The sequence below is a fragment of the Pseudomonas sp. SDI genome (genome assembly GCF_003105155.1).
Classification (GTDB): Bacteria; Pseudomonadota; Gammaproteobacteria; order Pseudomonadales; family Pseudomonadaceae; genus Aquipseudomonas.
In genome coordinates, this window is record NZ_QETK01000017.1 from 81082 (window position 1) to 99313 (window position 18232).

The following is an 18232-nucleotide window of genomic DNA, read 5'->3' on the forward strand; positions in this document are numbered from 1 at the left end:
AATCCAAAAAGTCTTATTTCGCAATTTTTCAGATTATTCGGGCATAACGTCCAAATCTTTCCGTGAAGCCGCTGTCGGCGCCCACGTTAATTCCTGAAGGAAATTATTTAAAAATTTTTTAGATCCATTAGCTCTATAGCACTGCCCCCCGTACGGGAAGCGGCAACCCTGGCCTTTCCCGTGCCGCCGCGATTGTTCCCTGCTCTTGCCCTTAGCGGCTTGACCCTGGTCAGCCAGCCGCCGATCTCACCATGACGCAGCGAGCTCGTCCCGCGATCGCGTCCCCGCCGCGCCTGCGCCTTACTTCAATTGGCTCCTAAGCTAATGCAAAAAAGTTATTTATTTTAAGTTTCTTAGATCATCTAGTCTTCTCGCCAATCGATCCTCACTTGTCCGCCCGACCTGGAGTTCACCATGACCCTGCATGCTCCGCTGCGCCTGTTCACCGCCCTGGCCCTGGCCGGCGCCAGCTATTTCGTCCAGGCGGCCGACCTGACCGTCGCCTATCAAACCACTGTCGACCCGGCCAAAGTCGCCCAGGTCGATGGCACCTATGAAAAAGACAGCAAGGCCGATATCGCCTGGCGCAAATTCGATAACGGCGCCGATGTGATCACCGCCGTCGCCTCCGGCGACGTGCAGATCGGCTACCTCGGCTCCAGCCCGCTGGCCGCCGCCGCAACCCGCAAGCTGCCCGTGGAAACCTTCCTGATCGCCACCCAGATCGGCGCCGGTGAAGCACTGGTCGCCCGCAACGGCATCAACTCGCCACACGACCTGATCGGCAAGAAGATCGCCGTACCGTTCGTCTCCACCGGCCACTACAGCCTGCTGGCCGCGCTGAAGCAGTGGAACATCGACCCGTCCAACGTGCAGATCCTCAACCTCGCCCCACCGGCCATCACCGCCGCCTGGAAACGCGGCGACATCGACGCCACCTACGTCTGGGACCCGGCGCTGGGTGTGGCCAAGGAAACCGGCAAGGTGCTGATCACCTCCGGCGAACTGGCGAAGAAAGGCGCGCCAACCTTCGACGCCTGGATCGTGCGCAAAGACTTCGCCGCCAAGCACCCGGAAATCGTCAAATCCTTCGCCAAGGTCACCCTCGACGCCTACGCCGACTATCGCAAGGATCCGCAAGCCTGGCTGGCCAACAGCAGCAACGTCGACAAGGTCGCCAGGCTCTCCGGTGCCAAGGCCAGCGACATCCCGGCCCTGCTCGAAGGCAACGTCTACCCGCTGGCCGCCGACCAGCTGGCCGCGCTCGGCGCGCCGACCACCAAGGCGATCACCGACACCGCCAGCTTCCTCAAGGAGCAGGGCAAGGTCGACGCCGTACTGCCGGACTACTCGCCGTACGTCAGCGCCAAGTTCATTGCCAACTGATCCCGCCACCTGAATCAGGAAACACCATGGCCCTGTTAGAGCTGGAGCGCATCAGCGCACAGTACCCCGGCGCCGCCGCCCCGGTGCTGGCCGATATCAACCTGAGCCTGGGGCCACAGCAACTGCTGGTCGCCCTCGGCCCCTCGGGCAGCGGTAAAACCTCGCTGCTCAACCTGATCGCCGGCTTCGTCACGCCCAGCGCCGGGCGCATCACCCTCGACGGCGTGCCCGTCCAGGGCCCGAGTGCCGAGCGCGGCGTGGTGTTCCAGGACGACGCCCTGCTGCCCTGGCAGAACGTGCTGGCCAACGTTGCCTTTGGCCTGGAACTGGCCGGCGTACCGCGCCAGCAACGCGAACGCACAGCCCGCGAAATGCTCGCCCTGGTCGACCTCGCAGACTTCGCCGAGCGGCGCATCTGGCAACTCTCCGGTGGCCAGATGCAACGCGTTGGCCTGGCCCGCGCATTGGCCGCCGACCCACGCGTGCTGCTGATGGACGAACCGTTCGGCGCCCTCGACGCCTTCACCCGCGAACAGATGCAGGAGCTGCTGCTGCAGGTCTGGCAGCGCACCGCCAAACCGGTGTTCCTGATTACCCACGACATTGAAGAAGCGGTGTTTCTCGCCACCGACCTGGTGCTGCTGGCGCCCAATCCGGGACAGATCGTCGAACGCCTGCAACTGGACTTTGGCCAGCGTTACGCGGCCGGCGAATCGGCGCGGGCGATCAAATCCGACCCGCGCTTTATCGAAACCCGCGAGCACGTGCTGGCGCGGGTGTTCTCCCAGCGCAGTGCCGCCCGCCGGCAGGAGTCCGCATGAGCAGCCTGGACGTACCGGTGGCGCGCAAAGCCACCATCGCCCGCAGCGCCCCGATCAAACGGCGGCGCAGCCTGAACACCCGCTGGGTCAGCACCCTGACCCTGCTCAGCCTGCTCGCCCTGTGGTGGGCGGTGACCGCCGCCGAGTGGATCGAGCCGCTGTTCCTGCCATCGCCCGAAGCCGTGTTGGCCAAGGGCTGGTTGCTAGCAACCCAGGGCTACCTGGAATCGACCCTCTGGCAGCACCTGGGCGCCAGCCTCAAGCGTATCGGCCTGGCCCTCGGGGCAGCGGTGCTGACGGCGATTCCGGTGGGCATTGCGATTGGCTACAACCGCATCGCCCGCGGCATCCTCGACCCGCTGATCGAGTTCTACCGGCCAATCCCGCCACTGGCTTACCTGCCGTTGATCGTGATCTGGTGCGGGATTGGCGAGCTGTCGAAAGTGCTGCTGATCTACCTGGCGATCTTCGCCCCGATTGCCATCGCCACGGCAACCGGCGTGCGTACCGTCGACCCGGCCAGACTGCGTGCCGCGCAGTCGCTGGGCGCCAGCCGCTGGCAACTGATTCGCCACGTGATCCTGCCCAGCGCCCTGCCCGACATCCTCACCGGTGTGCGCATCGGCCTGGGTGTGGGCTGGTCGACGCTGGTCGCCGCCGAGCTGATTGCCGCCACCAGCGGCCTGGGCTTCATGGTGCAGTCGGCGGCGCAGTTCCTGGTGACCGATGTGGTAGTGCTGGGGATTCTGCTGATTGCACTGATCGCCTTTGCCCTGGAAATGAGCCTGCGTGCCCTGCAACGCAAACTGGTGCCCTGGCATGGCCAGCGCCACTGATTAGACAAGCGAGACCGTTATGAGCCTGACCATTACCCCGCTCAGCCCGGCGCTGGGCGCACAGATCGGCGGCGTCGACCTGACCCGCGAAATCAGCCAGGAACACCGCGACGCCATCGAGCAAGCCCTGCTCAGGCATTCGGTGCTGTTCTTCCGCGAGCAGCCGCTGAACCCGCAGCAGCAGGCCAATTTTGCCGCGCGCTTTGGCGACCTGCATATTCACCCGATCTACCCGAACGTGCCGCAAACCCCGCAGGTGCTGGTGCTGGATACGGCGGTAACCGACGTGCGCGACAATGCCATCTGGCACACCGACGTGACCTTCCTGCCCACCCCGGCGCTGGGCGCGGTGCTCAGTGCCAAGCAGTTGCCGGCGTATGGCGGCGACACCTTGTGGGCCAGCGGGATTGCCGCGTACGAGGCCTTGTCGGCGCCGTTGCAGCAGTTGCTCGATGGGCTGACGGCAACCCACGACTTTACCAAATCGTTCCCGCTGGAGCGTTTTGGCACCACCCCGGAAGACCTGGCGCGCTGGGAAGCAACGCGGCGCAGCAACCCGCCGCTGTCGCACCCGGTGATTCGCACGCACCCGGTGAGCGGACGCAAATCGCTGTTTGTGAACGAAGGCTTCACCACACGGATCAACGAGCTGGGCGATGCCGAGAGCGAGGCGATCCTGAAGCTGCTGTTCGCACACGCGACACGGCCGGAGTTCACCATCCGCTGGCGCTGGCAGGAGAACGACGTGGCGTTCTGGGATAACCGGGTTACCCAGCACTACGCGGTGGACGACTACCGGCCGCAACGGCGGGTGATGCACCGGGCGACGATCCTCGGGGATGCGCCGTTCTGATTTGAATCCCCAGGCAAGCGAGCTTCTGTGTAGGAGCTGGCTTGCCTGCGCCGACAGAACAGCGGTTGGCCTGAATAGATTCAGCGCACCAGATGCAAGAACTGCATGTGCCGCTCGTACTGATCCAGAATGTCGTTGATGATCTGCTCCTTGCTGTAGCCCACCAGGTCATAGTCCTGGCTGCCCTCGCTCAGGTGCACCTCCGCCCGGTAATAGCGGCGATTCTTCAACTCCTGCGTACCCAGCCCACCCAACGCGAATGACGGGGTGAAATAGCCGCGCATCTGCACCTGGTAAATGAACGGCTGCTCCTCGCCATGGCCGATCTTCAGGCTGACGTTGTCGTGGCTTGGGTCTTCCTGGGTAATGACATGCAGGCCCTTTTCGGCAAACACCTCGGTCACCTCGGCAATCGCCGGGCGCACCACGTCGTCCATGAACCGGTACACCTCGTCGCGCGACGGGAAATGCACCGCCTGGCTCAAGCGCTGGCGCCAGCCGCCGCGTCCACGCCGTGAATTGGCGAACGGTGCCAGCGAGTGCAACTGCGCGATCTGCCGCTGCGACTCCAGGTAGAACGCCTTGTGCAGCCCCCACATCATCGCCAGCAGAATCAGCGAGAACGGCAACGAAGTGAGCACCACCGCCGACTTCAGCGAATCGATACTGCCGGCGAACAACAGGCCGCTGGTCACCAGCGCGGTCATCGCCCCCCAGAACACCCGCAGCCAGTTCGGCCCGTCCTCGTCGGCACTGCCGCCCGTCGCCGACAGGGTCGATAGCACCACCGTGCCGGAGTCGGCCGAGGTGACGAAGAACACAAAGCTGATGAACACCGTGACGGCGATCACCGCCTTGCTCCACGGGTAGGTTTCCAGCAGCAGGTAGAGCGTCATCGACGGATCGTCCAGCGCCGACTGGCCCAGTGCAGTCATGCCGTGCTCAAGCACCTGGAACATCGCGCTGTTACCGAAGATCGACATCCACGCCAGGGTGAAGCCGAGCGGGATCAGCAACACCCCAAAGACGAATTCGCGAATCGTCCGGCCACGGGAAATCCGCGCAATGAATAAGCCGACGAAGGGCGCCCAGGCAATCCACCAGGCCCAGTAGAACACTGTCCAGTTACCCAGCCAGTCATTGGCCTGGGAATAGGCGTACACGTCGAAGCTCTTGCGCGGCAAGGCGCCGAGGTAGTCGCCGAGGTTCTGGATCAGGGTGTTGAACAGGTGCTGGGTCGGCCCGGCGAACAGCACGAACAGCAGCAGCGCGCAGGCCAGGAACATGTTGATGTCGGACATCACCCGCACGCCCTTTGCCACCCCGGCAACCGCCACGGCCACTGCCGCGCCCATCATCAGGGTGATCAGGATCACCTGCACCCACTGGCTGTGGGCAACGCCGAACAGGTAGTCCAGCCCGGCGTTCAGGTGCAGTACGCCAAAGCCCATATCGGCGCCCAGGCCGAACACCGTGGCGATGATGCCGAAACCATCCACCGCATAGCCGATCGGCCCGTTGATGCGTTTGCCGATCAACGGGTACAGCGCCGAGCGCAGTGCCAGCGGCAGGTTGTGGCGGTAGGCGAAATAGGCCAGGGCCATGCCGACGAAGGCGAACACGCCCCAGCCGTGCAGGCCCCAGTGCAGGAACAGCAACTGCATGGCCTGGCGCCCGGCTTCGGCGGTGCCGGCCTCGCCGGTGGGTGGTTGCAGCATGTGCGTGAGCGGTTCGGAGACGCAGAAGAAGAACAGCGTGATGCTGATGCCGGCGGCGAACAGCATGCCGGCCCAGGACAGGTAGCTGAACTCGGGTTCGTCGTGGTCGGCACCGAGCTTGATCTTGCCGTAGCCGGACAAGGCGGTGACCACCACGAAGACCAGGTACAGGGTCATGGCCAGCATGTAATACCAGCCGACCGTATTGGCCGCCCAGTTCTGTGCGGCCAGCAGCCATTCGCCGGCGGCAGTGGGGTTGCTGATGACGGCAAGGCCGAACAGCAGGATGAAACTCGCGGCGAAATAGAACACCGGAGGGTTCATGCGGATGTTGCTGTCGGGGGGAGTTGGTGCACTCATCGAGGGTGCACCTCGCGGGGATGAATGAGGGTTGGGTTGAACGGGTTCAGCAAAGGGTTTCCTCCTGTTGAACACCGGCAGCGGACCACCGTTTTAACTTGAACAAGCATTCAAGTTAAACATGGATGGGGGTCGCGGTGCGACCCATGGCGGGACAAGCCCGCTCCCACAGTGGCCTTGCATTGCGCTTGTGGGAGCGGGCTCGTCCCACGATAGGGCCCTCAAATTCAACGCTTATTTCTGCGTGCCGTCATCCAACTGCAGGTTCGCCTGGGTCAGGTTACTGCCCGCCGCCACACTGCGGGTCAGCCACACGTTGCCGCCAATCGTCGAGCCCTTGCCGATGGTGATACGCCCCAGAATAGTTGCCCCGGCATAGATCACCACGTCGTCCTCGACAATCGGGTGACGCGGGTGACCTTTCTGCAGTTGCCCGGATTCATCGGCCGGGAAGCGCTTCGCGCCCAGGGTGACCATCTGGTAGATGCGCACCCGCTCGCCGATGATCGCCGTCTCGCCAATCACCACGCCAGTGCCATGGTCGATAAAGAAGCTTGGCCCGATCTGCGCGCCCGGGTGAATGTCGATGCCGGTCGCCGAATGCGCCAGCTCCGAACTGATCCGCGCCAGCAAGGGCAAACCGGCACGGTACAAGTGGTGCGCCAAACGGTGATGAATAACTGCCAGCACCCCCGGGTAGCACAGCAGCACTTCATCCACACTGCGCGCCGCCGGGTCGCCGTGGTACGCCGCCAGCACATCGGTATCGAGCAGACTGCGCAGCCCTGGCAGGGCCGCGGCAAAGTCCTGGATCAAGCGCAGTGCCTTGGCATCGACCTGCGCGGTGTCGCATTTGCCATGCCGCGCGGCATAGCGCAGTTCCAACCGCGCCTGCGCCAGCAAGGCGGTCAATGCCGCGTCGAGGGTGTGCCCGACGTAATAGTCCTCGCTCTCTTCGCGCAGGTCCACCGGGCCCAGGCGCATCGGGAACAGCGCCCCGCACAATTGTTCGAGAATCTGCCGCATCGCTTCGCGCGACGGCAGTTCGCGGCCGCCCTGCTCGCCGCTGCTGCGACCGTTGCGGCCACGCCATTCATCACGCGCCGAACGCAGTTGGCCGACGATACTCTGCAGTTGCCAGTACCCAGTTTGCGGGGTGTCGCTCACGATCGTTCTCCTGACACGGCGGGGGGCTCAAAAGGAAGGTGCCGCGCTTGTGGAACACCACTCTACGGCAAATGCCCAGCCGGGAAAAAAGATCGCTTTATTCCACTTGGCTATAAACCAGGCATAAGCCGAGCTGGATTGCTCGGCGGCATTCGCGCGCCTATAGTCGAATTTTCCCACAGCCAGCCCACGACCATGATCGAACGTCAGCTTGCCCGCTTCAATCGCCTCGACTTGCTCAGCGCCCCGACCCCGCTGGAAAAGCTCCAGCGCCTCTCGAACTGGGCCGGCCGCGACATCTACCTCAAACGTGATGACCTCACGCCATTGGCGCTGGGTGGTAACAAGCTGCGCAAGCTCGAATACCTCGGTGCCGACGCGCTGGCCAAAGGCGCCGACACCCTGGTGACCGCCGGGGCGATCCAGTCCAACCACGTGCGCCAGACCGCCGCCCTCGCCGCGCGCCTGGGCCTCGGCTGCGTCGCCCTGCTGGAAAACCCCATCGGCACCGACTCGGCCAACTACCAGGGTAACGGCAACCGCCTGCTACTGGAGCTGTTCGACGCCAAGGTCGAGCGGGTCGCCAACCTCGACAACGCCGACGAGCAACTGCAAGCCCTGGCCGTACGCCTGCACGCCAGCGGGCGCAAACCCTACATCGTGCCCATCGGTGGCTCCAACGCCCTCGGCGCGCTCGGCTACGTGCGCGCCGGCCTGGAGCTGGCCGAACAGATCAAGCACAGCGGCGAACGCTTTGCCGGCGTGGTGCTGGCCTCCGGCAGCGCCGGCACCCACAGCGGCCTCGGCCTGGCCCTGGCCGAGGCCTTGCCGGAGCTGCCGGTCATCGGCGTTACCGTGTCGCGCACCGACGAAGCGCAGCGACCCAAAGTGCAGGGCCTGGCCGAACGCACGGCCGCGTTGCTCGACGTGCCGCTGCCGGCCGCCTTCAAGGTCGAACTGTGGGACGAATATTTCGCCCCGCGCTATGGCGAGCCGAATGCCGGCACCCTCGCCGCGATCCGTCTGCTGGCCAGCCAGGAAGGCGTGCTGCTCGACCCGGTGTACACCGGCAAGGCCATGGCCGGTCTGCTCGACGGCATTGCCCGGCAGCGTTTCGACGATGGCCCGCTGATTTTTCTGCACACGGGTGGGGCACCGGCATTATTCGCCTACCCTGAAGTCTGGAACAGCTGAAGTGCAGCACCTTGGCTTATCTCAAATTAATATAAGAAAATGAATTTATATTATTTTTAAGCCTATTGGAGTCACCCTATAGTCGCCACCCACCACACAACAACATTGGGGCTAGTCATGACGATTTCCGTTTTCGGCAAGAAGGTTCTGGGCGCCGCTGTGGCGCTGTTGCTGGGCGCCAGCCTGCTCGGTCAGGCGGTGGCCGGCGAGCAGTTGAAGACCATCAAGGACAAGGGCGAGATCAAGATCGGCCTGGAAGGCACCTACCCACCGTTCAGCTTTGTCGGTGACGACGGCAAGCTGACCGGCTTCGAGGTCGAGCTCTCGCAAGCCCTGGCCAAGGCGCTGGGCGTGAAGGCCAAGATCCAGGCCACCCCCTGGGATGGCATCCTCGCTGCGCTCGAATCCAAACGGCTGGACGTGGTGGTCAACCAGGTAACGATCTCCGAGGAACGCAAGAAAAAATACGACTTCTCCACCCCCTACACCATCTCCGGTATCCAGGCGCTGGTACTGAAGAAGAACGAAGGCGTGATCAAGACGGCCGCCGACCTGGCGGGCAAGAAAGTCGGCGTCGGCCTGGGCACCAACTACGAGCAATGGCTCAAGGACAACGCGCCAAAAGCGGAAATCAAAACCTATAACGACGACCCGACCAAGTTCCAGGACCTGCGCGTAGGCCGCATCGACGCCACCCTGATCGACCGTCTGGCCGCACTCGAATACGCGAAGAAGGTCCCGGAAACCGCCGCTGCCGGTGCCCCGTTCTCCCGCCAGGAAGCCGGCATTGCCCTGCGCAAGGGCGAACCGGAACTGCTCGACGCGGTGAACCAGGCACTGGATCAGCTGCGTGCCGACGGCACCCTGGGCACCCTGTCGAAGAAGTACTTCGGTGAAGACGTGACTCGATGATCGAAGACAGCCTGCAGCTCGCGCTGGACTCTGCGCCCTTTCTGCTCAAGGGCGCGTATTACACAGTCATCCTCAGCCTGGGCGGGATGTTTTTCGGTTTGTTGCTGGGCTTCGGCCTGGCATTGATGCGGCTGTCGCGGTTCAAGCTGGTGAGCTGGACCGCGCGCATTTATGTGTCGTTCTTCCGCGGCACGCCGCTGCTGGTGCAACTGTTCGTGATCTATTACGGCCTGCCGCAACTGGGCGTGGAGCTCGACCCGTTGCCGGCAGCCCTGATCGGGTTCTCGCTGAACATGGCGGCCTATGCCTGCGAAATCCTCCGTGCCGCGATCGGTTCGATCGACCGTGGCCAGTGGGAAGCCGCTGCCAGTATCGGCATGACCCGCAGCCAGGCGATGCGCCGGGCGATCCTGCCACAGGCCGCGCGCACCGCCCTGCCGCCGCTGGGCAACAGCTTTATCTCGCTGGTCAAGGACACCGCCCTGGCCGCCACCATCCAGGTGCCGGAACTGTTCCGCCAGGCGCAGCTGATTACGGCGCGCACCTTCGAAATCTTCACCATGTACCTTGCCGCCGCACTGATCTACTGGGTGCTGGCCAGCGTTCTGGCACACCTGCAGAACCGCCTGGAAGCGCGGGTCAACCGACACGACCAGGAGTCCTGAGGCATGATCCGGGTAGACCACCTGAGCAAGCAGTTCAACGGCCACACCGTGCTCAACGACATCAGCCTGAGCGTCGAGGCTGGCGAGGTCATCGCCATCATCGGCCCCAGCGGCTCGGGCAAAACCACCTTCCTGCGCTGCCTGAACCTGCTGGAAACCCCGAGCAGCGGGCGGATCACCGTCGGCAACGTGGCGATCGATGCCAGTCGCCCACTCACCCAGCAGAGCGGGCTGATCCGTACCCTGCGCCAGCAGGTGGGCTTTGTCTTCCAGAACTTCAACCTGTTCCCGCACCGCACCGCGCTGGAGAATGTCATCGAGGGCCCGCTGGTGGTGAAGAAAACCGCCCGCGCCCAGGCCGAAGCGCTTGGCCGCAGGCTGCTGGCCAAGGTCGGCCTGGCGGGCAAAGAGGATGCCTACCCGCGGCGGCTCTCCGGTGGCCAGCAGCAGCGGGTAGCGATTGCCCGCGCGCTGGCCATGGAGCCGCAGGTGATCCTCTTCGACGAACCGACCTCGGCGCTCGACCCCGAGCTGGTCGGCGAGGTGCTGGCGACCATTCGTGGCCTGGCCGAAGAGAAGCGCACCATGGTCATCGTTACCCATGAGATGAACTTTGCCCGCGATGTCGCCAACCGGGTGATCTTCTTCGACAAGGGGGTGATCGTCGAACAGGGCGAAGCCAAGGCGTTGTTCGCCAACCCGCGCGAGGAACGTACCCGGCAGTTCCTGGGCAAGATTCTCGGCGCGCAAAACGCTATTTGAAGTAGGACCCTTCCGAACCTCTGGCAGGCCGCCGAAAGCGGCCATGGCCTGCCTTGACTCGTCTGGCGATCTGGCAAATAACCGCTCCTTCGTGTCGATCAGCACAAGGACAGCTGCCATGCCAAACGCCCACACCGGACCTGAACTGCCCCCGCCCACGCTGCCGAATGTCGCCCAGGGTGGTGTGGGTCGGCACACTGCCGCTCACCTGCTCGCGCGGATCGGCACCACGGCGCCGATGATGGCAGGCGACTTCATCACCTTGTACTGGGGCAACCGCTTTGCCGCGGCGCATACCTTGCGCGCCAGCGAGCTGGGCCGGCATGTCGACCTGCCGGTGCCGCGCCAATTGTTGCAGAGCGGTGTGCAGCGTTTTCACTATCGCCTGCTCAGCCCGGGGCGGTGTCCGCGGCGCTCGGCGCAGGCGCTGGTGACGGTGAAGCTCGAAAGCCCAGGTGGCGAGGCGGGGTTGTCGGCGCCAACGGTGGCGGCGCCGGTGTTGCGCGCCGGGCTGGACCTGCGCCGCCTGGGCAAGGGCCTGAGCGTGCGCATTGTACCCTATCGGCACATGGCCGAAGGCGATGCGCTGACGCTGCGCTGGGGCGATGTACGCATGGATCTGCCACCGCTGCTCGGGCGCGACTGCCACAAGCCGGTGATGGCCTGGGTACCACGGGCGTTGATTGTGGAAGCGGGCGCGGACCCGCGGCTGGAGTTGAGTTACTGCGTGCTGGATCGGGTGGGGAATGTTTCGGCCTGGGCGCCGGCGATCCATCTGCGAGTAATCGAATAAATCAATCTTTAAGAAACCTGCCAAACCTGTAGGCGCTGGCTTGCCTGCGCCTACACCGGCGCCCAGCTTCGGCTTCGAACCTACTTCTATATATATTCCTAAAAGTTAGTTCATTTAATTTTTATACACGTTTAGGGTATATGCACCGGACCACCGGACCCCCGTATTTCTGTCGCCGCCATGGCGACCTTTCCAAGACGTGAGGTAGGTATGGTCAGGAACACAATCACCCCAGTGCATAACGCCAGGGCATTGAGTGCAGCCAAGGAGCGGTACTGATGTCCAGTCTGGCAAACCCCACTGTCCACAGCGACATCGACAGCGCCCCGCTGTTACTCCCAGCCGCCGTGCTGCGCAACGACGCCGAGGCCCTCCAGGCCGCCCGTGAGCTCGCCGACATCGCTCGCACCCAGGCGGCCCGACGCGACCAGCAGCGCAAGCTGCCCTGGGCCGAAATCGAACAGTTCACTCGCAGCGGCCTGGGCAGCATCAGCCTGCCGCGCGAATTCGGCGGTGCCGATGTGTCCTTCGCCACCATCGCCGAAGTGTTCCGCCTCATCAGCGCCGCCGACCCGGCCCTCGGCCAGATCCCGCAGAACCAGTTCGGCATCCTCCAGTTGCTGCGCGTCACCGCCAGCGCCGAGCAGCAGCAACGCCTGTTCAGCTCGGTACTCGACGGCTGGCGAATCGGCAACGCCGGCCCCGAACGGGGCACCAAACACACCCTTGAGCTGAAGGCGCGGATCACCCGCGAGGGCGACGGCCAGGTGCTTAGCGGGCAGAAGTTCTATTCCACCGGTGCGCTGTTCGCGCACTGGGTGGCCGTCAAGGCACTGAACGACGATGGCCGCCCGGTCATGGCCTTCGTTCGCCGTGGCAGCCCCGGCCTGCGCATCGTCGACGACTGGTCCGGCTTCGGCCAGCGCACCACCGCCAGTGGCAGCGTACTGCTCGACCGCGTGCCAGTAGAGAGCGAACTGGTGGTCGATATCTGGCGCCAGAGCGAAACCCCGAACATTCAAGGCGCCGCCTCGCAGTTGATCCAGGCGGCGATCGACGCCGGCATCGCCGAAGCCGCCGTGGACGACACCATCGCCTTCGTGCGTGAACGCGCCCGGCCGTGGATCGACGCCAAGGTCGAACGCGCCAGCGACGACCTCTACGTGATCGCCGACATCGGTCGCCTGCAACTCGAACTGCACGCTGCCCAGGCCCTGCTGAGCAAGGCAGCACGCGTGCTCGACGAGGTCAACGCCGGCCCCATCGACGCCGCCGGTGCCGCCCGCGCCTCGATTGCGGTGGCCGAAGCCAAGGTGCTCACCACCGAAATCGCCCTGCTGGCCAGCGAAAAGCTGTTCGAGCTGGCCGGCAGCCGCGCCACCCTGGCCGAGTTCAACCTCGACCGCCACTGGCGCAACGCCCGCGTCCACACCCTGCATGACCCGGTGCGCTGGAAATACCACGCCGTGGGTGCCTACCACCTGAACGGTACGTTGCCTGCCCGGCACTCCTGGATATAACCAGACCACTGGAGCTTTTCCTCATGACCCATTCCGCACAACCGCACGGCGACGTCGCGGTCATCCACACTGACGCCCAGGCCCTGGTCGTCGCCGAAGAAATCGCCACCCTGTTGCGCCAGGACAGCCTGCTGCGCGACCGCGAACGGCAACTGCCGTACCCCGAACTGTCGTTGTTCTCGCGCTCCGGCCTGTGGGGCATCAGCGTGCCCAAGGCGTTCGGCGGCGCCGGCGTGTCCAATGTCACCCTGGCCAAGGTCATCGCCCGTATCGCCCAGGCCGACGCCTCGCTGGGGCAGATTCCGCAGAACCACTTCTATGCGCTGGAAGTATTGCGAGTGAACGGCAGCGCCGAGCAACAGCAACGCCTGTACGGCGAAGTGCTGGCCGGCCGACGCTTCGGTAATGCCCTGGCCGAGCTGGGCACCAAGACCGCTCACGACCGTACCACCGCGCTAAGCCGCGATGGCGCCGGTTACCGCATCAACGGCCGCAAGTTCTACGCCACCGGTGCGCTGTACGCGCAGCGCATTCCCACCTCGGTGATCGACGAGCAGGGCCGGCAGCAACTGGCCTTCGTCCCGGCCGACAACGCCGGACTGACCGTCATCGACGACTGGAGCGGCTTTGGCCAACGCACCACCGGCAGCGGCTCGGTGGTATTCGACAACGTCTACGTCGCCGCCGAAGACGTGGTGCCGTTCCACAGCGCCTTCGAGCGGCCGACCCCAGTCGGCCCGCTGGCGCAGATCCTTCACGCCGCCATCGACACCGGCATCGCCCGCGCCGCCTACGAAGACGCCCTGCAGTTCGTGCGCACGCGCACCCGGCCGTGGATCGATTCGGGCCTGGACAATGCTACCGACGACCCGCTGACGCTGAAGTCCTTCGGTCATCTGGCGATCCGCCTGCACGCCAGCGAAGCGCTGCTGGAGCGCGCCGGCGAATTCCTCGATCGCGCCCAGGCCGAAACCAACGCCGAAACCGTTGCGGCCGCCTCGATTGCCGTGGCCGAGGCCCGCGCGATCAGCACCGAGATTTCCCTCGCGGCCGGCAGCACCCTGTTCGAGCTGGCCGGCAGCCAGGCCACCCTCGCCGAGCACGGCCTCGACCGGCACTGGCGCAACGCCCGCGTGCACACCCTGCACGACCCGGTGCGCTGGAAGTACCACGCCATCGGCAACTACTACCTCAACGATGAGAACCCACCGCTGCGGGGGACCATTTGATGGCGAAGAAAAAGATCCTGCTCAACGCCTTCAACATGAACTGCGTCGGGCACATCAACCATGGCCTGTGGACCCATCCGCGCGACACGTCGCACCGCTACACCAGCATCGAGTATTGGACCGAACTGGCCCAGTTGCTTGAGCGCGGGCTGTTCGACGGGCTGTTCATCGCCGACATCGTCGGCGTGTACGACGTGTACCAGCAGTCGGTGGATGTCACCCTCAAGGAGTCGATCCAGTTGCCAGTCAACGACCCGCTGCTGCTGGTCTCGGCGATGGCGGCAGTGACCCGCCACCTCGGCTTCGGCCTGACCGCCAACCTCACCTACGAGGCGCCCTATCAATTCGCCCGGCGCCTGTCGACGCTCGACCATCTGAGCCGTGGCCGGGTTGGCTGGAATATCGTCACCGGTTACCTCGACAGCGCCGCCAAGGCCATGGGCCTGGCCGAGCAGCCCGAACACGACCGCCGCTACGACCAGGCCGACGAGTACCTCGAAGTGCTCTACAAGCTCTGGGAAGGCAGTTGGGAAAACGGCGCGGTGATCAACGACCGCGCGCAGCGCGTGTACGCCCAGCCGGACAAGGTGCACAAGGTCGAGCACCACGGCGAGTTCTACCGCGTCGAGGGGTATCACCTCTGCGAGCCCTCGCCGCAGCGCACCCCGGTGCTGTTCCAGGCCGGCAGTTCCGACCGCGGCCTGGGCTTTGCCGGGCAGCATGCCGAGTGTGTGTTCATCAGCGGCCAGAACAAGGCCGCCACCCGCGTCCAGGTCGACAAGGTGCGCGCCGCCGCAGTCGCTGCCGGGCGTGATCCGGCTGCGATCAAGGTGTTCATGGGGATCACCGTGATCGTCGCGCGCACTGAAGAACAGGCCCGCGCCAAGCACGCCGAATACCTGCGCTATGCCAGCGCCGAGGCCGGCGTGGCGCATTTCTCCAGCTCTACCGGCATCGACTTTGCCGCCTATGAGCTGGACGAGCCAATCCAGTACGTGAAAAGCAACGCCATCCAGTCGGCCACCAAAAACCTGCAGAACAACGACTTCACCCGGCGCAAGTTGCTCGACCAGCATGCCTTGGGCGGCCGCTACATCACCGTGATCGGCTCGCCGAGCCAGGTGGCCGACGAACTGGAAAGCTGGATTGCCGAAACCGGTCTGGACGGCTTCAACCTGACCCGCACGGTGACCCCGGAAAGCTATGTCGACTTCATCGACCTGGTGATCCCCGAGCTGCAAAAACGCGGCGCGTACAAGACCGCCTACGACACCGGCAGCCTGCGCGAAAAACTCTTCGCCACCGGCTCTGCCCACCTGCCAAGCGACCACCCGGGCGCCACCTACCGGCAACCTGCCGACCGCCTTGCACCCCCACAGCCGACTGGAGCGCTACAGCATGCTTAAGACCTTTCTGACCCGCCCTGTCGCGGCGTTTGCCCTGGCCCTGGGTCTCACCGGCGCGGCACATGCCGCCGATGCACCACTGAAAATCGGCACCACCGCCGCCTTCGCCATCCCGCTGGAAGCGGCGGTGGACGAGGCCAAGAAGCAGGGGCTGAACGTCGAACTGATCGAGTTCAGCGACTGGATCGCGCCGAACGTCAGCCTGGCCAGCGGCGATATCGACGTGAACTACTTCCAGCACATTCCGTTCCTGGAAAACGCCAAGGCGGCCGCTGGCTTCGACCTGGTGCCGTATGCACCGGGGATCATCAATAACGTCGGCCTGTATTCGAAAAAGTACAAAAGCTTCGACGAGTTGCCGGAAGGCGCCAGCGTCGCCATCGCCAACGACCCGATCAACAGCGGCCGCGGCCTGCAACTGCTGGCCAAGTCCGGGCTGATTACCCTCAAAACAGGCGTTGGCTACAAGGCCACCGAGGACGACATCGTCGCCAACCCGAAGAAGCTGAAGATTCTGCAGGTGGAAGCGGTGCAACTGGTACGTGCCTATGACGACGCCGACCTGGTGCAGGGCTACCCGGCCTATATCCGCCTGGCGAACACCTTCGATGCCGGTTCGGCGCTGCTGTTCGACGGTCTCGACCACAAGGAATACGTGATCCAGTTCGTGATCAAGCCGCAGAACAAGGCCGACCCGCGCCTGGCCAAATTCATCGACATCTACCAGCATTCGCCGGTGGTCCGCGCGGCCCTGGAAAAAGCCCACGGCACGCTCTACCAGCCGGGCTGGGAGAGCTGACATGAGCCCAGCCACCGCCCGCCAGACGGCGCTACCCTTTAGCCCTGTGCAGCCAGCCGAACAACGCGCGCTGCACCCGGAACTGCAGAACGCCCACGTGCGCTTCATCGGCTTGTACAAGACCTATCCGGGGCAGGACGCCCCGGCCCTGGCCGACATCGACTTGAACATCCAGCGTGGTGAGATCTTCGGCATCATCGGCCGCAGCGGTGCCGGCAAGTCGTCGCTGATTCGCACCATCAATCGGCTGGAGCAACCCAGCGGCGGCCGTGTATTGATCGATCAGGTCGACATCGGCGAATACGACGAAGACCGTCTGGTAGCGTTGCGCCGACGGATCGGCATGATCTTCCAGCACTTCAACCTGATGTCGGCAAAAACCGTGTTCCAGAACGTCGAGCTGCCCTTGAAGGTGGCTGGCGTGGCCAAGCCCGAGCGCCAGCGCAAGGTGCGCGAGCTGCTGGAGCTGGTGGGCTTGCAGGAAAAGCACAACGTATACCCGGCGCAGCTCTCCGGTGGGCAGAAGCAGCGCGTGGGGATTGCCCGGGCGCTGGTGCATGACCCGCAGATCCTGCTGTGCGACGAAGCCACCTCGGCGCTGGACCCGGAGACCACCGCCTCGATCCTCGGCTTGCTGCGCGATATCAACCGGCGCCTGGGCCTGACCATCGTGCTGATTACCCATGAGATGGCGGTGATCCGCGATATCTGTGATCGGGTGGTGGTGCTGGAGCGTGGCCGGGTGGTGGAACAGGGCGCGGTCTGGGAGGTGTTTGGCGATCCGCAGCACGAGGTCAGCCGCACCTTGCTGGCGCCGTTGCAGCCGGCCTTGCCGCAGAGTGTACAGGCACGCTTGCTGGCCGCACCGCCCTCGGCGCAGGCCGGGCTGGTGTTGCGCTTGCGCGTCAGCGGGCGGGATACCGAGGCGCCGGATTTGTCGACGTTGTTTGCCGCGCTGGGTGGCCAGGTGAGCTTGTTGCAGGGCGGTATCGAGCCGATTCAGGAGCGTGCGCTGGGGCAGTTGGTGGTGGCGGTGACGGCTTCGCCGCACGGCCATGCCAGTGTGATCGAACGGGCCCGACAGTGGGCGGCGCAGGTAGAGGTACTTGGTTATGTGGTTTGAGCGCTTGTTGCAGGGGGTGCTGGACACCTTGCTGATGGTCGGTGTGTCGTCGCTGATGGCGTTGCTGGCGGGGGTGCCGTTGGCGGTAATCCTGGTGACCAGCGGCAAGGGCGGAATTTTCGAGGCGCCGACGCTGAATCGGCTGCTGGGGGCGTTCGTTAACCTGTTTCGCTCGATTCCGTTCCTGATCCTGATGGTGGCGTTGATCCCGTTCACCCGGTTGATTGTCGGAACGACTTACGGGGTGTGGGCAGCGGTGGTGCCGTTGACGATTGCGGCCACGCCGTTTTTCGCGCGGATTGCCGAGGTGAGCTTGCGCGAGGTCGACCATGGCTTGATCGAAGCCGCGCAGGCGATGGGCTGCCGGCGCTGGCATATCGTCTGGCATGTGCTGTTGCCGGAAGCGCTGCCGGGGATTGTCGGCGGGTTCACGATTACCCTGGTCACCCTGATCAACTCCTCGGCAATGGCCGGGGCGATTGGCGCGGGCGGGCTGGGGGATATTGCCTACCGCTACGGCTACCAGCGCTTCGACAGCCAGATCATGCTGACGGTGATTGTGATGCTGGTGCTGCTGGTGGCGTTGATTCAGGTGAGTGGGGACCGGTTGGCGAAGGTGCTGAACAAGCGGTGAGACCATCGCACGAGTCGGGTCGCCGCATCGCCGCTCCCACAAGAGCCCGCGATA

At 64.4% G+C, this 18232-nt stretch carries 17 protein-coding genes; 15 read left to right on the top strand and 2 right to left on the bottom strand.

All coding sequences use genetic code 11. From position 1 onward, the window contains the following. Positions 1–414: 414 nt before the first annotated feature. The 4 genes from tauA to tauD are packed head-to-tail and all read left to right on the top strand — an operon-like array spanning position 415 to position 3896. On the top strand, positions 415–1386 hold the full coding sequence (gene tauA / locus DCO48_RS13285) for a taurine ABC transporter substrate-binding protein (RefSeq protein WP_116551067.1): 972 nt from the start codon (positions 415–417) through the stop codon (positions 1384–1386). Between the two features lie 26 nt (positions 1387–1412). Beyond that, complete coding sequence (tauB, locus tag DCO48_RS13290) at positions 1413–2207, top strand: taurine ABC transporter ATP-binding subunit (RefSeq protein WP_116551068.1); 795 nt, start codon at positions 1413–1415, stop codon at positions 2205–2207. Next, the gene (gene tauC / locus DCO48_RS13295; RefSeq protein ID WP_116551069.1) at positions 2204–3043 is read left to right on the top strand and encodes a taurine ABC transporter permease TauC; all 840 of its coding nucleotides are present in this window, start codon (positions 2204–2206) and stop codon (positions 3041–3043) included. Before tauB ends, tauC begins: the two co-directional genes overlap by 4 nt. 19 nt (positions 3044–3062) lie before the next feature. Then, positions 3063–3896 (top strand): taurine dioxygenase, encoded by an 834-nt coding sequence (tauD, locus tag DCO48_RS13300; RefSeq protein ID WP_116551070.1) that lies wholly within the window; start codon positions 3063–3065, stop codon positions 3894–3896. Positions 3897–3976: 80 nt separating this feature from the next. On the opposite strand, the gene betT is transcribed toward tauD, so the two are convergent. Both betT and epsC read right to left on the bottom strand, forming a co-directional pair. Beyond that, positions 3977–5938, bottom strand: coding sequence for a choline transporter BetT (gene betT, locus DCO48_RS13305; protein WP_165840771.1), 1962 nt, complete (start codon positions 5936–5938; stop codon positions 3977–3979). Between the two features lie 270 nt (positions 5939–6208). After that, a complete protein-coding gene (gene epsC, locus DCO48_RS13310) occupies positions 6209–7141 on the bottom strand; it encodes a serine O-acetyltransferase EpsC (RefSeq protein WP_116551072.1) in 933 nt (310 codons plus the stop codon). Positions 7142–7336: 195 nt separating this feature from the next. Here epsC and DCO48_RS13315 point away from each other — a divergent pair, with 195 nt between their 5' ends. The 11 genes from DCO48_RS13315 (at position 7337) to DCO48_RS13365 (ending at position 18178) form a co-directional block, all read left to right on the top strand. Beyond that, a complete protein-coding gene (locus DCO48_RS13315) occupies positions 7337–8335 on the top strand; it encodes a D-cysteine desulfhydrase (protein WP_116551073.1) in 999 nt (332 codons plus the stop codon). A gap of 117 nt (positions 8336–8452) precedes the next feature. Next, entirely contained in the window at positions 8453–9247 is a 795-nt protein-coding gene (gene tcyJ / locus DCO48_RS13320) for a cystine ABC transporter substrate-binding protein (protein ID WP_116551074.1), read from the top strand. Then, positions 9244–9912 (top strand): cystine ABC transporter permease, encoded by a 669-nt coding sequence (gene tcyL, locus DCO48_RS13325; protein ID WP_116551075.1) that lies wholly within the window; start codon positions 9244–9246, stop codon positions 9910–9912. Before tcyJ ends, tcyL begins: the two co-directional genes overlap by 4 nt. Positions 9913–9915: 3 nt before the next feature. Continuing rightward, on the top strand, positions 9916–10674 hold the full coding sequence (gene tcyN, locus DCO48_RS13330) for an L-cystine ABC transporter ATP-binding protein TcyN (RefSeq protein WP_116551076.1): 759 nt from the start codon (positions 9916–9918) through the stop codon (positions 10672–10674). A 118-nt stretch (positions 10675–10792) separates the two neighbouring features. Further along, on the top strand, positions 10793–11467 hold the full coding sequence (locus tag DCO48_RS13335; RefSeq protein WP_116551077.1) for a hypothetical protein: 675 nt from the start codon (positions 10793–10795) through the stop codon (positions 11465–11467). 278 nt (positions 11468–11745) lie between these two features. Then, a complete protein-coding gene (locus DCO48_RS13340; RefSeq protein ID WP_116551078.1) occupies positions 11746–12987 on the top strand; it encodes an SfnB family sulfur acquisition oxidoreductase in 1242 nt (413 codons plus the stop codon). A gap of 23 nt (positions 12988–13010) precedes the next feature. Beyond that, positions 13011–14216 carry an SfnB family sulfur acquisition oxidoreductase gene (locus DCO48_RS13345; RefSeq protein WP_116551079.1) on the top strand — a complete coding sequence of 402 codons (1206 nt, stop codon included), beginning with the start codon at positions 13011–13013 and terminating at the stop codon, positions 14214–14216. Next, entirely contained in the window at positions 14216–15622 is a 1407-nt protein-coding gene (locus DCO48_RS13350) for an LLM class flavin-dependent oxidoreductase (RefSeq protein ID WP_116551080.1), read from the top strand. Before DCO48_RS13345 ends, DCO48_RS13350 begins: the two co-directional genes overlap by 1 nt. Continuing rightward, a complete protein-coding gene (locus DCO48_RS13355; RefSeq protein WP_116551081.1) occupies positions 15615–16421 on the top strand; it encodes a MetQ/NlpA family ABC transporter substrate-binding protein in 807 nt (268 codons plus the stop codon). Before DCO48_RS13350 ends, DCO48_RS13355 begins: the two co-directional genes overlap by 8 nt. 1 nt (position 16422) lies before the next feature. Beyond that, on the top strand, positions 16423–17544 hold the full coding sequence (locus DCO48_RS13360) for a methionine ABC transporter ATP-binding protein (RefSeq protein WP_116551082.1): 1122 nt from the start codon (positions 16423–16425) through the stop codon (positions 17542–17544). After that, the gene (locus DCO48_RS13365; RefSeq protein ID WP_116551083.1) at positions 17534–18178 is read left to right on the top strand and encodes a methionine ABC transporter permease; all 645 of its coding nucleotides are present in this window, start codon (positions 17534–17536) and stop codon (positions 18176–18178) included. Before DCO48_RS13360 ends, DCO48_RS13365 begins: the two co-directional genes overlap by 11 nt. The last annotated feature ends 54 nt before the right edge of the window (positions 18179–18232 follow it).